At 38.3% G+C, this 12,597-nt stretch carries 21 protein-coding genes; 19 read left to right on the plus strand and 2 right to left on the minus strand.

Features of this window, described 5'->3' with window-relative positions; translation table 11 throughout:
• Entirely contained in the window at positions 1 to 192 is a 192-nt protein-coding gene (locus BM179_RS02500; protein ID WP_092011592.1) for a hypothetical protein, read from the minus strand.
• An 11-nt stretch (positions 193 to 203) separates the two neighbouring features.
• Complete coding sequence (locus tag BM179_RS02505) at positions 204 to 578, minus strand: hypothetical protein (protein WP_092011595.1); 375 nt, start codon at positions 576 to 578, stop codon at positions 204 to 206.
• Positions 579 to 732: 154 nt separating this feature from the next.
• Here BM179_RS02505 and BM179_RS02510 point away from each other — a divergent pair, with 154 nt between their 5' ends.
• From BM179_RS02510 to BM179_RS02595, 19 genes are all read left to right on the plus strand, one after another.
• The gene (locus BM179_RS02510) at positions 733 to 1,437 is read left to right on the plus strand and encodes a S24 family peptidase (RefSeq protein ID WP_092011598.1); all 705 of its coding nucleotides are present in this window, start codon (positions 733 to 735) and stop codon (positions 1,435 to 1,437) included.
• 702 nt (positions 1,438 to 2,139) lie between these two features.
• The gene (locus BM179_RS02520) at positions 2,140 to 2,406 is read left to right on the plus strand and encodes a hypothetical protein (protein ID WP_143095126.1); all 267 of its coding nucleotides are present in this window, start codon (positions 2,140 to 2,142) and stop codon (positions 2,404 to 2,406) included.
• Positions 2,407 to 2,408: 2 nt separating this feature from the next.
• Positions 2,409 to 2,567 (plus strand): hypothetical protein, encoded by a 159-nt coding sequence (locus BM179_RS25185; RefSeq protein WP_177219284.1) that lies wholly within the window; start codon positions 2,409 to 2,411, stop codon positions 2,565 to 2,567.
• The gene (locus BM179_RS02525; RefSeq protein ID WP_092011607.1) at positions 2,567 to 3,313 is read left to right on the plus strand and encodes a hypothetical protein; all 747 of its coding nucleotides are present in this window, start codon (positions 2,567 to 2,569) and stop codon (positions 3,311 to 3,313) included. Before BM179_RS25185 ends, BM179_RS02525 begins: the two co-directional genes overlap by 1 nt.
• Positions 3,310 to 3,861, plus strand: coding sequence for a hypothetical protein (locus tag BM179_RS02530; protein WP_092011610.1), 552 nt, complete (start codon positions 3,310 to 3,312; stop codon positions 3,859 to 3,861). Before BM179_RS02525 ends, BM179_RS02530 begins: the two co-directional genes overlap by 4 nt.
• Complete coding sequence (locus BM179_RS02535; RefSeq protein ID WP_143095127.1) at positions 3,858 to 4,538, plus strand: lytic transglycosylase domain-containing protein; 681 nt, start codon at positions 3,858 to 3,860, stop codon at positions 4,536 to 4,538. The genes BM179_RS02530 and BM179_RS02535 overlap by 4 nt, the downstream gene beginning before the upstream one ends.
• Positions 4,535 to 5,008 carry a hypothetical protein gene (locus BM179_RS02540; RefSeq protein ID WP_092011614.1) on the plus strand — a complete coding sequence of 158 codons (474 nt, stop codon included), beginning with the start codon at positions 4,535 to 4,537 and terminating at the stop codon, positions 5,006 to 5,008. Before BM179_RS02535 ends, BM179_RS02540 begins: the two co-directional genes overlap by 4 nt.
• Positions 5,005 to 5,145, plus strand: coding sequence for a hypothetical protein (locus BM179_RS25190; protein WP_177219285.1), 141 nt, complete (start codon positions 5,005 to 5,007; stop codon positions 5,143 to 5,145). The genes BM179_RS02540 and BM179_RS25190 overlap by 4 nt, the downstream gene beginning before the upstream one ends.
• 124 nt (positions 5,146 to 5,269) lie before the next feature.
• On the plus strand, positions 5,270 to 5,989 hold the full coding sequence (locus BM179_RS02545) for a lysozyme family protein (protein WP_092011617.1): 720 nt from the start codon (positions 5,270 to 5,272) through the stop codon (positions 5,987 to 5,989).
• Positions 5,990 to 6,001: 12 nt separating this feature from the next.
• Positions 6,002 to 6,589, plus strand: coding sequence for a hypothetical protein (locus tag BM179_RS02550; protein ID WP_092011619.1), 588 nt, complete (start codon positions 6,002 to 6,004; stop codon positions 6,587 to 6,589).
• 18 nt (positions 6,590 to 6,607) lie between these two features.
• The gene (locus tag BM179_RS02555) at positions 6,608 to 7,006 is read left to right on the plus strand and encodes a hypothetical protein (RefSeq protein ID WP_092011622.1); all 399 of its coding nucleotides are present in this window, start codon (positions 6,608 to 6,610) and stop codon (positions 7,004 to 7,006) included.
• 102 nt (positions 7,007 to 7,108) lie between these two features.
• Positions 7,109 to 7,774 carry a hypothetical protein gene (locus BM179_RS02560; protein ID WP_143095128.1) on the plus strand — a complete coding sequence of 222 codons (666 nt, stop codon included), beginning with the start codon at positions 7,109 to 7,111 and terminating at the stop codon, positions 7,772 to 7,774.
• A gap of 14 nt (positions 7,775 to 7,788) precedes the next feature.
• Positions 7,789 to 8,007: a hypothetical protein gene (locus tag BM179_RS02565; RefSeq protein ID WP_092011628.1), complete on the plus strand. Its 219-nt coding sequence runs from the start codon at positions 7,789 to 7,791 to the stop codon at positions 8,005 to 8,007.
• Positions 8,007 to 8,393 carry a hypothetical protein gene (locus BM179_RS02570; protein ID WP_143095129.1) on the plus strand — a complete coding sequence of 129 codons (387 nt, stop codon included), beginning with the start codon at positions 8,007 to 8,009 and terminating at the stop codon, positions 8,391 to 8,393. The genes BM179_RS02565 and BM179_RS02570 overlap by 1 nt, the downstream gene beginning before the upstream one ends.
• A complete protein-coding gene (locus BM179_RS02575; protein ID WP_143095130.1) occupies positions 8,302 to 8,733 on the plus strand; it encodes a hypothetical protein in 432 nt (143 codons plus the stop codon). Before BM179_RS02570 ends, BM179_RS02575 begins: the two co-directional genes overlap by 92 nt.
• Positions 8,730 to 8,915 (plus strand): hypothetical protein, encoded by a 186-nt coding sequence (locus tag BM179_RS02580; protein ID WP_092011637.1) that lies wholly within the window; start codon positions 8,730 to 8,732, stop codon positions 8,913 to 8,915. The genes BM179_RS02575 and BM179_RS02580 overlap by 4 nt, the downstream gene beginning before the upstream one ends.
• Positions 8,912 to 9,277: a hypothetical protein gene (locus tag BM179_RS02585; RefSeq protein WP_092011640.1), complete on the plus strand. Its 366-nt coding sequence runs from the start codon at positions 8,912 to 8,914 to the stop codon at positions 9,275 to 9,277. The genes BM179_RS02580 and BM179_RS02585 overlap by 4 nt, the downstream gene beginning before the upstream one ends.
• 5 nt (positions 9,278 to 9,282) lie before the next feature.
• On the plus strand, positions 9,283 to 11,319 hold the full coding sequence (locus BM179_RS02590; protein WP_092011643.1) for a glycosyl hydrolase family 28-related protein: 2,037 nt from the start codon (positions 9,283 to 9,285) through the stop codon (positions 11,317 to 11,319).
• Between the two features lie 5 nt (positions 11,320 to 11,324).
• The gene (locus tag BM179_RS02595; RefSeq protein ID WP_092011645.1) at positions 11,325 to 12,587 is read left to right on the plus strand and encodes a hypothetical protein; all 1,263 of its coding nucleotides are present in this window, start codon (positions 11,325 to 11,327) and stop codon (positions 12,585 to 12,587) included.
• Positions 12,588 to 12,597 lie beyond the last annotated feature (10 nt).

A 12,597-nucleotide genomic window follows, 5' to 3' on the forward strand; every position in this document is an offset into this window, starting at 1 on the left:
CTATATATCCCTTAACTCTGCTATTATTTTTTTAGTCAAACCTGCCTTAGAGTCCAAATACACATCTATTGCCACTCTCGCACGCATGTTATTTCTTACTCCGTTATTGGTTGCTCTTAAAGTATCATAAGGCACTCCCGACATATCGGAGATTAATTTCAATTCACCGAAACTCAATCTTTTGTTCTGCATTTTTAATTAAATTAAGAGACCATCTTTAACCATGCTGAATAGGTATTAATCCTTCTGTTTGTTGTCCCAATTTTTTGAATTGTGACAACCCACCCTCTATCTGCATTCATACTCTTATTGCCAATTTCGACAACTTCCCAATTTCCAAAACGTTCAGACACATCACCCGGCAAACTTGATGTAACAATACTGCCAATTGTCGGCAATCGTAAGCTGTCGATTTCGATTTTTTGAAATATGTCGGCTTTTTTAAAAGCGTCATGACTTCCATGATACTTATGTGGACAAAGCGGGCAGGTCTCAATTATTAATTCTGCCCTTACAAGAGCCTCCATAATAGGCTCTTGCCGACATACATTACATGTTATTGTTACATTTTTAGACATTTTTCAAAATTTAGTACCGTTCCCTCAAATTTGTATTGCTTTTCAAGTATAATCTACTTAGTTTGTATCTAAGACTGAGTACAATATTACCGACAATTTTCATAAATACAAAATTATTGTCGGCTTTTTTTGTAATAATTATAACAATAGTCAAATGACAAAGATAATTGATCGGGTTTTTGAATACCTTCGGTATAAAAATATACCCCATACAAAGTTTGAGAAGCAAATTAATTTAAGTAAAGGGTATCTGACAATAATCAAAAATAGAGATTCAGACATCAGTGGGTCAACAATAATTAAAATTGTCGACTTTATGCCGACAATTAACACCGAATGGCTATTAACAGGGCGTGGAGACATGGAAAAACAGGGCGAAATGTCGGACTTAAAGGTAAATCAATTTCAGGGGAAGGCTATTGAAAAAAAATATAGTTCACAGAGTATCCCTCTCTATAATTTAGATGCTACAGCGGGATTAATCCCCTTGTTTAATAATTCAGCAGCACAAACACCAGTTGACTACCTTTCAATACCAAATCTGTCGAAGTGCGACGGTGCGGTATATGTTACTGGCGACAGCATGTACCCTCTACTTAAGTCCGGGGATATTGTACTTTATAAGCAACTAGCAAGTATAGAAAGTGTTTTTTGGGGCGAGATGTATTTACTTAGTCTTGTAGACGAATATGAGCAGGAGGAGTATATCACTGTAAAATTTGTACAGCAATCAACACGGGAAAATTACATTAGACTTGTAAGTCAAAATCCACATCACCAACCAAAAGACGTACAGGTCGGTGCTGTTAAAGCAATCGCATTCGTAAAAGCCTCTGTGAGAATTAACTCGATGGGGTAATTGTACAACAATACATAAATTTTTACATGTATTTAAATACATCTTTATTGTATTTAAAAATACATATATATCAATCTATAAACTTTTACATGTATTAAAATGGACAAAAAACACAGTATTGCAAGTTGGTTTATCGGTGGTTTATTTATACTTTTTGCCTTCGCAGGTTTTTTTTCAGAGCCTTTACCTGCATTCTTTTATTTACTTTCAGGCGTCGTTATCCTACCTTACTCATCAAACTTGATTTTTGGGAAAATAAGGCTAGAATACAACGCAATAAGGGCTTTAAGGTTGTTTTTTGCAATAGTGTTCTATCTTATCGCCCTGAAATGTACAAGCCAGATTTAACCAAAATTCAACCCAATTCATAAATAGATGTATTTCAGTCTTATTTTTCATGCAAAATTAAAGTACAATTAAAATACATCTATTTTTTAATAATTCGTTTCATTAGCCATCAAATTGAAAAAACCTCTAATCTCCTCATTTTCAGGCTTTTTTAAACCATTCTGTACATCTTTATTTTAATATCTCGTATTACCCCCTAATTATGCTGCAGCGGCAATTACCGGGTATCTCTTGCTTAAGAAATATGTTTTTAAGAAGAACTCTGCTCCGGAGGTTTTAGGCTATTCGCCATCCCTCCCACTCCCTGATCAAAGCGATAGTTTCAAAACTTGGATTAGGGCTACTGGACAAACAATGGTTGACAAGCTCGGTAGTTATCTTTCAACCTGGCACTTTACAAATGGCACTTTGAATGATTACATCTTAGAAATCGAAAAGTATAACGATAATCAACTTATCTATGTCATTAACGGATATAATCAGTTGTATTATAGCAATAACAAAGGGTCGTTAGCTAAGGATTTGGATGATGTATCTTATTATACTCCACTATCCCCGATCCGTGACAATCTTGTGAAAAGAATCAAAACCTTAGAATTAAAATACCAAAACAATAACTAAAAATGGATGGATTGTTAGGAAATATTCTCGGCACTGTAAAAACGGATAATCAGATCAGTCTTGACCAGAAATCAGTACTAAATACTGGTATTATCTTGGGATTGTCTGCTATTGTTGCCGCAGTACTTATTAAATTCATTTATAAACTATTAGGCTGGTAATGATGACAAAATCTGAAATAGAACTTGAAAAAGAGTTGCTGTTGATTTCTCAGGAGGAAGCTGCTGAACGGCTTTTGCAACTCGAAGCGGAACAGGCGAAAATTGCCAAAACTGAAAAGGAAGAACTTCGAAAACGAAAACTTTCACTTTTAGATGATGCTCGAAATTACGAAGCCCTTGCCAGAGATGCAAAAACTAAAGAGGACACAGATCAAAAGCTCGATTGGGCGAAAGCCTCAAGAGATGAAGCTGCAAAGATTGTAATCGAAGGGGAGACCTTCGAGGAAGAATTGCCAAAAGTAGAACAGATTGCCAATAAACGAAAACTGAGTCGATTCATTGCAAAATACATGCCATTCATTCAGGTTGGCGTGCTGGTTTCAATGATTGTCGCTCTGTTAATGTCATTTTATGGTTATCAAGCAAAGATTGAGCGGGCAAATTCACTCTTAAGTGAAGATGAGCTTATTACAAAAAAAGTAAACGCTTTCAACGATTCAAATTTACAGAGAATTGTATTTGAGCGGTTACTACAGAGTACCGACCTGGTATTCATTTTGATTTTCCTGTTAATTATTGCGCCATCCGTTCTATGCTATCAATTGCCGTTTGTTAAGTCAAATAAAGATTTTTATCACGATTTTTTCTACAAACTAACCGCATGGGAAAGGATAAAATTTGTTGCTATGTTATTTGGATCGTTGCTAATTTATTTTGGTTTGAGTCACTCAGTCAACCAATTTTGAGCGAATCGGAGCTGAGGGAAAAAATAGTTAAAGCCCAGGAAAAGTATCTGACAGTTAGAGAAGATAGATACTGGAGTAACACTCAAAAGACATGGGTTTACACGAATAGAGGAACTGAATTAGATAAAATTCAAAAACGGGCAGGTTGTCCACTTGGGTGCTATTGGTGCGGTGCATATCAAACTGTTTTACATCAGGATGTCGGGATAGACGTTCGAAAAGATTTCGGGATTGAAAATCCGCTTTCGGTTAGAGAATGGTTTAAGAAAAGTTCTCGAATAGTGTATATAAAGGGCTCTGGAAATCAAAGAACTGGCATTTTGCCTAAAAAGGGCGATGAGATGCGAATGTTTTATTCCCATATCGAAATGTACGTCGGTGATGACTGGTTAAAAGATTTTGCAAGAAAAAAAATCCCCAGCGGGGGCGGAAACACGGGAGGCGGCAAAGGCTGGCATGGTGTTTACATCACCAATCGAAATTTAAACGAAATACAGTTAGTCAGTAATCATATTAGTTTCTATTATAATAAGCAAAAAAAGCTGTGAGCCTGATTTTTATAGATAAAATTCCTGCAAACCTCAGAACCGAATTTGAAAAGAAATTAAGGGTTGTTTGTATGAATCTTAAGATCAGAAATCCTAATTGGTTAATGGCGTTGATATGGGCTGAGTCGAGATTTATACCAACCGCTAAGGCTCCAGACTCTACGGCAACTGGCTTAATACAGTTTTTAGAATCTACCGCAAATGAAATAGGATATTCAACTGCCCAGATTGCTAAAATGAATGTTATCGAGCAGTTGGTTCCAGTAGAGAGGTATCTATCGTTGCAAATTAAAAGGTATGGTTTGCCTGATAATGGGTATGAGTTGTATGAGTTGGTGCATTACCCGGCAGCATTTAAAAAAGCAAATGGTTTTATCCTGTATTCAAAAGGTTCAGCCGCATACAACGCAAATAGGCTTGATTATGATAAGGACGGTAATGTAACAGTATTCGAGTTAAAGACTTTTTTAGAGAAACAGGTTAACCCGTATTACGATATTTCCTTCTTGAATCAGTCGGAATCTGGACAAAATGTAAATCAGTTTATCCAAGGGGTTCCTAATTTTTTACTTTGGGTTATTGTAGTTGGCTTTTTCTTTTTCACAGGGTTTTCATTATTGAAACCGGGTTCCTGGAAGGCTTTTAGAATAATGATAATTGGACTATTTAAGAAATGATGACAATCGGTTTTGAAACTTTTGACATAGATCATCCGGAAGTATCCACGATTATAATGAGTCTGGCCAGTGCAGGGATATGGTCACATTGCGAGATACACTTTAGTGACGGAGCAGTCGGAACAGCCGGAGACAAAAGAAGGGGTGTAATGCTTATTTCAGATAAGGACAAAGTTTACAAACCTGAAAACTGGCAGTTCTTTCAGATACCAGCCAAGGCGGATCAAGAGGCTAAAGTGAGACAGTATTTTATAGATAGACAATCAGAAAGATATAATTGGACTGGCATTTTTGCCGGAATGATCGCAGGTTTTGATCTTACAAATTCTAATGGTCAGTTCTGTAGCGAAATATGTTTTAATTCATTGGTTCAAGCAGGGGTTATTGAAAGTTATGGATTAAAAAGTTTCCAACTCTCTCCATCGCATTTATACGAAATTTTAACAAGGTTGAAATTTAAGAAATTATGAAAAAATGGTTCTTTATTATTGGAATTGGCGTAAACCTTTTAATTGTAATCGGTTTGGTACTTCAATTCTTTGTCAATATCAATACGTTGAAAGAGCAACGCATGCGTAAACAACTTGAAAATGTACCAACGAAATAAATACTATTTATTCATCACATTGATTGTGTTTGGTATAGGAAGCTATATCACATTGGATGCAATTTTCATTAAACCAGGGCGACTGAAATCAAACCGGAAATTTGTAATCAAAAGAAATTAAAAAATGCCTTTAGCAATCGAAATATTGAAATCCTCATTTTACACGACAAATCAAGTGCCGGGTAATATGGCGATTGTGAACCAGATCAGAAGTGCGTACGGAGCAATCATTAACGAGGCGTGTTCCTCAGCAAATGCAAGGCTTGATTCGTACATCTTGGAAGCACTTTTTTTCATCGAAAGCAAGGGCAATCCGAATGCTGCGAACGGGCAAGCCTACGGAATCGGGCAATTGGACCCAAAAACGGCAAGCAATATTCCATTCTGGCTCAAAAAAAGAGCAAAAATCATGACGGATTCTCAGGAAGCTAAGATTTATCAACTTTTTGGTCAAAACCTTGCGGATTGTCTGCTGAATCTAAAGTGGGATAACGCTCCCAGTAAATGTTCAGGTGCTGCAGATTCAACAAATCTGATAACAAAGCAACAGTTATTAAATCCAGAGATAAATATTTGGTTGTCTTCCATGTATATGGATTATTTAGTCGACAAGTATTCTGAAGGAGGAATCATAGGAATCGGCAATCCGACAAAAGTCAGGATGGACAAAATTATTGTACACTACAATGCCGGGCAGGGTAATGCAAATAAAGTGCCGAAGTCCTTAACACCTACTGACACTGTCAGTTTTGTGAAAAATAATATTTCTAATACCACATCTGATTACATTCTAAAGTTTATAGGCACAAACGGGCTTATAGACTCAATTACAAGAACTCTCTAAACTCATTATAAAATGGCTCTGATTACTAAAGGTTCTAAAATTTATTGCTTTTCAAAAGCGGGGTGTACTGTATATGAAGACGAGCATTACGGAGCGCATTTTCCTGATTGGCACGAGCCTATGATGCAATGGTATGGTGACAGTGGGACGACAAATGAGCCAAAACGGTTTTTGCAGGGTTCTCTAATCGGAACAGCAACAGGCGAAAAAAGAGTAAAGGGTGATGTGTTGTACTACCAGGTAAACACATTTTCAGAAAACCGTAACAGTACAGGGTTCCTCGGTTGGGGTGCAGGTGAATACACACCAAGACCGATGTTGGCCTGGGTAAGCAGTCAGGATGCTACTGACAGCGAGGATGCGGCTTTTGCTGCATTCGACAAAAGGGAGGATGGTGCATCTATTGAAGATATTAAGAAGGCGAACGCCAATGGTGACACTGGTTACACAAAGCCTCCTAAAAGTGCGGCCGGAAGTGGAAATACCCCAGGCGCTGGAACTCCTAATTCAAACGCATCATCAAGTAAAATTCTTCTGTATGGGCTTGCAGTTGCCGTAGTAGGGTTTGTCATTTATTTGTTTGCCCGGAAACATAATTAACCTCTAAACCTAATTAAAATGGGAGCATATAAAGACGCAACAGGAAAGACCCGGGTGGGGAAAGTACTTCAGGACATTGGTGGTTTCTTCTCAGGTATTTTTAAGAAAAAGACTGATACGAGCTCTACCAGTTCAAGTCCTGCGGGGACTTCTTCCGGATCGGATAACTCGAAGGGTGCAACAGGAACTTTCGATTGGGCGAGTTTGATAGTAACTATTGGGGGAATTGTAGGCGGGGTACTGGGGATTAATTCAGGGGAAAATGCCGGGATTCCCGCAAATACAACTATTACACCGGCTCAACAACAACAGCTAGAGGATGAACAGTCCGCTAAAACCGGGAAGTTCACTATCATAGGAATTGTACTTGTTGTGGTTGCAATTATTTCATTTTTCATTTTCAGGAAGAAAAAGTAAATGGTTAACATCGGTATCATATCCCAGGTCTCAAGTTTGGACAGATCCACCCTCTTGAAAATAAGAGAAGCCCTAAACATTCAGGCTGGACAACTCTTAAATTTGAATGGGTACGAAGGACATTATGAGGTATTTGATTCTATTTCCAGTATGCCGGATAATTATTATCCGATGTACATCAAAAGCGAAATCGACCAGCCGGAATTAAATGGATACCATTGGGTTGACGAGAAGAATAAGCCATATATAGATGTTCGATACAATAGCGACTTTGATGCTTTAACCCTTACAATGAGTCATGAAGGAATTGAGACAATTGCGAATCCAAGGGTAGATAAATTTCTGAAAGCAGACAATTTTCTTAACGAACCTAACTTGCAAGGAGAGTTCTTTTTTGAGATTGCGGATATAACACAAAGTAAGGAATTCGCCTATCGAATTAACGGAATATTAGTATCAAATTTTGTATCAAACAATTGGTATGACACAACCAAAGTTACAGGACAAAAATATGATTATCTGGGATATTGTACAGAGCCACGGCAATTGCTTGAAGGTGGTTATAAAAGCCTAAAGGTTACTGATAAACGTGACCCCAGCATTGTTGAATACTGGCAGGCTTTTAAACAGAAAGGAGTAATTATCTGGAAGAAATTAAACGGAAAAGATGTTGCTTTAACTGCAATCAGCAATCCGTTTCCCTGGTTAATTGTAACAATTTCAGCCGTTTTTATTTTCCTGTTTTTGATATTTAGAAAAAAATCATAAAAAATACCTCAGCTATGAAAAAGACAAAATCGGCTCCTAAAAAAGCATCTAAGCCAAAAAAGAAAGTGGTAAAATCAGGTTTAACTCCTGCTCAGAAACGAATCAAAAGAATCAGTCAGGTTGCTACTGAGATTCAAAAGTCAGGCGGAAAGACAACGAAAAAAGTAACTGTATCAAAGTTTAAAGTAAGTCGTGTCGAGGCGGTAAAAAGAGCCGCAAAACAGGTTAAGTGATGCTTTTAATTGCTCGGCTCAATTCTGAAATTACCCTCAAGCGGTGGAAGTTTCTACTACTCCGTTTGGGGGCAATAGCATTTTTACTTGGTTGTTTTGGTTTCTGGATGTACTATAGACAGGCAGATTTTCGAATTGCTCAGATGCAAACTGAAAATGATTATCTGACAAAGGTGCTGAGAGATAATCAGGGAAAGCGATCTGCATTACAGAAATCATTTGCAGAGGCAATTAAGAAAGGTTTAAATACTAATGCTGAAATAGAAAATAAAGATGCTGCAGATCAGAAATATCTTGAAAGTAATAGCCTGGATCGTACTGATTCTGCCAGAGACGCTCTATGGCAAAAGTATTACGGCAGCAGACTCTACAGCCAGAAAAGATAGTTTAGAGATTCAGGAACCATTGTTCTTAGTCAGAAAGTCACAGATTGACTTGGCGATTAATAATAAGATCGCTCTGGATTCTCTTAGGATCAGATTTGAATTATTGAAGCTGAGTTCGAAAGTAAGTCTGGAAAAAGCAAAAGTGATAGGTTCTCAGATATTTCAGATTTGTGATGACGATATGAAGACAGCCGGGATTATAATTGCAAATGATAAAAAGATCAGAAAACGGCTCAATCTTAAGTTAGTATTGCAATATATCAAAGCACCTCTGCTCGGTGCTGGTTTATTTTACCTCGGAAATATAGCAGCACAAAAAGGCTTAATTATAAAGTTATGAACATATTCTCGTCAATTTTAGGGGCAATATTCGGTACTTCGGACAATAGTTCTGAGGAATTGGGGGCTTTGAAGCAACAAGTATCGGCCTTAACCAAGTCAGTAAAAACTTTCAAAATCATTAGTGCGGTTTTGGGAATTGGTTTCCTAACTACCCTGATCTTATATCTGAGAAAGAAATGAAAATACTTAAAACCATATTCGTATTGGCAATAATCGGGGGAATTTCTGCTCTGATCTATAAATTCCGTATCGAACTTGGAATTGAGGATAGCACCGATCAAGCTGCTACAACTCCTGAAAACCTTACTGCTAATATTCAGCCGGAATTGATTTCTGACTCTCAATCGTTGGTAAATTATACAGACCGCCAGTTAGCTACTGCCGCTATAGCATTAGCTATAAAAAATCAGCCTGTTTCCACTAATACGATAAGTTTTTACGATCCCAATAATGTTAAAGAAGGTTGGAATTACGTTCCGGGCGAGGGCCTTTACTATCGACAAGGCAAAGATTTGCTATTTATCCACTCAACATTACAATAATTCATATGACTCTGACCAAGACTCAACAATTTGTTCAGGATGCTGTTAAGCCATCAAATTTCAATGGTCTGATTAAACAGGGTACGATTGCTCAATTGCGTAGTATGTCCCCTGTTTCATCAGATTTGTCTGTTCTGTATGAAAGTACGGACATGGGTGGCGGAAAGTGGACTCCTGATTTTGCTGATACAACATCGCTTGACAATACTGGAGGAATTTTAGTCTGTGCAAATGGCGTTAGACTAAAACGCCAATTTGGTGGCAGAGCGGCTAATGTTGTTTCGTATGGAGCGATAGGGGATGGCGTAGCAGATGACACAGCTGCAATTCAAAGGGCATTGGATAATCATAGAGTTGTTTTTTTTCCAAAGCCGAAGTGGCGATATAAGGTTACGGCATCGCTTAAAATTAACAACTACACAATGGTGTATGGGGAACAATGTTTCCTTGATCAAAATACACTAAATAATCAAACGATCTTCTATTCTGGTACAGGATATTTATTTACAACTCCTGCAAGTGATCCTGGTTCCGGTGTATGTATTCAGTTGAGAAATCTTTCGATTGAGGGTAACAATTCTACCAATGTTGCGCTGAATTCTGCTATACAGAGATTATCCGTTAAGAACTGTCTTTTCAGGCATTTTGATGCTGGAATTGACTTTACTGCATATGCAGTTAGCGACGTCGTTGAAACTGTAATTGATGAATGCTATTTTATTGAGTGCAATACAGGTATGAGAAGTTCGAGCACATCAGGCAGACACACTACCGACGGTATTCTGAAAAATTGCTTCTTTGTTAAATGTGTAACTGGGATAAATCTTGATACGGCGGCGGGGTGGCTAATCACAGGAAATCATTTCTATGGACTTGGAGTCAGCCAACAGCATATTGTAATCTCAGGGTATTTACTTAAAATCCTCGGAAATTACATAGAGCCAGCTGATCAACGAGGGATTGTCTACAAAATGACAGAAGGGAACGGCGTTTGTAACACCATTATTGCTGACAATCAAATCATGGTAAAGTCTGGCGAAGTAGGTATTACATTGATGTCGCTTGTAGGTGAGGCTGACGGCTTAATCGTCGCTGACAACATGATTAATTCCGGCACAGGTATGACAACAGGAAGTACGGGGATTAAAGTCGAAGGGCAATACCGGGTATATGGAACATTGCTCAATAACGACATTAATAATGTCGAGGTTGAAGTCGATACCGGAACGCTTGGAAGTATTAGGTATGCAGGGTTTTCGCATAACTATTATAAGTTTAGAGGAAGCAATGGTATTGAACTTTCGAACGGTGTAAGGTTGAGTGAATATTTTGGAAAGCCAACACCAGCGCAACCGTATGGAAGTCAAGGGTATGTATATAATCAGGCTTCTGGGAGTGTAAGAGATATTGGCGGATGGGAATATCGGGCTGACCTTTCAACCGGATGGAAAAAAGTAGTTTCGTTAGACTCAGAAATGTTAGACAGTAGCACTATGCCGACCACAGGCAATTTTAATGCTGGTGTAACTGTTTGGAATGATAATCCAATGCTATACACTACATATGGTGTTAATTATTCTATTCTTGGTTGGAAGCGATTAACGTCAGGTTCTAGTCATGCTTTGGGAGTCGACTGGTATGCAATTCGTTCAATTGACCCCACAGGAGTAATTGCCGTTCAAACACTTAGTGATTTAAACGGATTAGGAAAAGAGGGTTGGTTCAAAACAACAGCAGGTCCAGCTAATGCACCTGCCGGATCGTCCCCAACAGCATTTTTTCAGGGTGTGCAATTTCTTAGCAACGGACAGTCGGATTATATAAACCAGCTTGTTTTCGATACCAGTGGAAACGAATATAAACGAACGAAATCTGGTGGCGTATGGGGAAGTTGGTATAAGGTTTCTTCAAGACTTGAAGGTAGTACTGCTCAAAGAAATGCAATAGTTTCACCACAGGAAGGGCAAGACTATTATAATACCGAAACACATGCAAAGGAATTTTGGAACGGAACCGTTTGGAAAACGATCACTACTAATTAAGAATCATGCTAAACCTCACATATCCTACAAAACCGATCATTTACCAAAGGAATAATTCGGGCTTTGCGCTTGTAAAATTCTCAGGATTATCTGATACTGCAGTAACTGTAAAATTTTCGGCTTTGGAAAATTCTGGAACTGATTTTTCTATTACTCTTCCAGTAAATAATGCCGAATTTAAAGCTAATGTGAAAGTCCCTCAGGGACTCTATCAGGTTGTTGTTACCAATAAATCAGAATCGAAAAAATTGGAATACTTAGGGGTCGGTGAAGTGATCGTTTGGAGTGGACATAGTTTCGCAGATGGTTACGGCATTGGTTCGGATACCTCTCCCCTGGCATTTTTTACGGAAAATTTCTGGAAAAGAAATGATCCGGATCAGTATAAAAAACCGGAAGAGGTACAAAGGTATTTGGACAATATCAGGCAAGAAACGGCAAGGGGATTACCTGCCAGAGTTGCAAGCCAAATGGCAGAAAAGTTGATGGTTCCAGTTCTGTTTTATCATTGTGCTTGGGGCGGAACCCGCATGATGGATTGGGCAGACGCAGCTTCAGGAATTAAAACCGGACGGGAATATGCCGGGTATAAACAAGGATATGAAGATTTAGGCTATCCCTACGCTATACTTGGAGAAGCTCTTAAGACTTTTGTACAAGAAACCGGTTGCAGGGGAGTTTTGATTATTCATGGAGATAATGACAGAGATAAGCAGTTTACTCAAAACATTTTACTTGATGGCTGGAAAAGATTGATTAACAAAATTAGAGTTGATGCAAATTTTAACTTGCCTGTTTCATTGGCACGAAGTTGTATTGATCCTAATTTCCCTGAAATCATTGCTTCTACCAATCAGGCTATTGAGCAGCTGCCGAGTATGTATTATGGCCCTGACTTATCTCAGATGGGAGCTTCATACCGAATTTCGGACGGATTACACTTGAATGATTTGGGGGAAATCAAAGTAGCTCAGGATTGGACAAGTATGCTGATTTCTCAGAATTTCTTCGCATCTAATCCTAAACCGACTCCAACGTTCACTGAAATCACTAAGATTGTGCAGACGACGGCCGCTCAAATAAAGGACGAGGCGAATACTTCTGTAGCTGCAATCGTTATAGGACTTGCTTTTATTACAATTTTGGCAATTTCTTTGATTGCTAAATTTCGTTGGTTTTTGGCATTAGTATTTACGCTGTTGGTTGCCGGAATTTCATACTTAATCGGGTTTACGAATCTGTTTGGTATTAAGAAATCCGGTTCCTGATCGTATCAAA

It is taken from the genome of Pseudarcicella hirudinis, assembly GCF_900115665.1.
GTDB classification, from domain to species: Bacteria; Bacteroidota; Bacteroidia; order Cytophagales; family Spirosomataceae; genus Pseudarcicella; species Pseudarcicella hirudinis.

Excerpts from the sequence above, each read along its gene's own strand:
- BM179_RS02545 (WP_092011617.1), top strand. The coding sequence starts at position 5,270 with ATGCCTTTAGCAATCGAAATATTGAAATCCTCATTTTACACGACAAAT.
- BM179_RS02540 (WP_092011614.1), top strand. The coding sequence starts at position 4,535 with ATGATGACAATCGGTTTTGAAACTTTTGACATAGATCATCCGGAAGTA.
- BM179_RS02500 (WP_092011592.1), bottom strand. The coding sequence starts at position 192 with ATGCAGAACAAAAGATTGAGTTTCGGTGAATTGAAATTAATCTCCGAT.
- BM179_RS02505 (WP_092011595.1), bottom strand. The coding sequence starts at position 578 with ATGTCTAAAAATGTAACAATAACATGTAATGTATGTCGGCAAGAGCCT.
- BM179_RS02570 (WP_143095129.1), top strand. The coding sequence starts at position 8,007 with ATGCTTTTAATTGCTCGGCTCAATTCTGAAATTACCCTCAAGCGGTGG.
- BM179_RS02525 (WP_092011607.1), top strand. The coding sequence starts at position 2,567 with ATGATGACAAAATCTGAAATAGAACTTGAAAAAGAGTTGCTGTTGATT.
- BM179_RS25190 (WP_177219285.1), top strand. The coding sequence starts at position 5,005 with ATGAAAAAATGGTTCTTTATTATTGGAATTGGCGTAAACCTTTTAATT.
- BM179_RS02590 (WP_092011643.1), top strand. The coding sequence starts at position 9,283 with ATGACTCTGACCAAGACTCAACAATTTGTTCAGGATGCTGTTAAGCCA.
- BM179_RS02595 (WP_092011645.1), top strand. The coding sequence starts at position 11,325 with ATGCTAAACCTCACATATCCTACAAAACCGATCATTTACCAAAGGAAT.
- BM179_RS02555 (WP_092011622.1), top strand. The coding sequence starts at position 6,608 with ATGGGAGCATATAAAGACGCAACAGGAAAGACCCGGGTGGGGAAAGTA.
- BM179_RS02550 (WP_092011619.1), top strand. The coding sequence starts at position 6,002 with ATGGCTCTGATTACTAAAGGTTCTAAAATTTATTGCTTTTCAAAAGCG.
- BM179_RS02510 (WP_092011598.1), top strand. The coding sequence starts at position 733 with ATGACAAAGATAATTGATCGGGTTTTTGAATACCTTCGGTATAAAAAT.
- BM179_RS02580 (WP_092011637.1), top strand. The coding sequence starts at position 8,730 with ATGAACATATTCTCGTCAATTTTAGGGGCAATATTCGGTACTTCGGAC.
- BM179_RS02520 (WP_143095126.1), top strand. The coding sequence starts at position 2,140 with ATGGTTGACAAGCTCGGTAGTTATCTTTCAACCTGGCACTTTACAAAT.
- BM179_RS02585 (WP_092011640.1), top strand. The coding sequence starts at position 8,912 with ATGAAAATACTTAAAACCATATTCGTATTGGCAATAATCGGGGGAATT.
- BM179_RS02565 (WP_092011628.1), top strand. The coding sequence starts at position 7,789 with ATGAAAAAGACAAAATCGGCTCCTAAAAAAGCATCTAAGCCAAAAAAG.
- BM179_RS25185 (WP_177219284.1), top strand. The coding sequence starts at position 2,409 with ATGGATGGATTGTTAGGAAATATTCTCGGCACTGTAAAAACGGATAAT.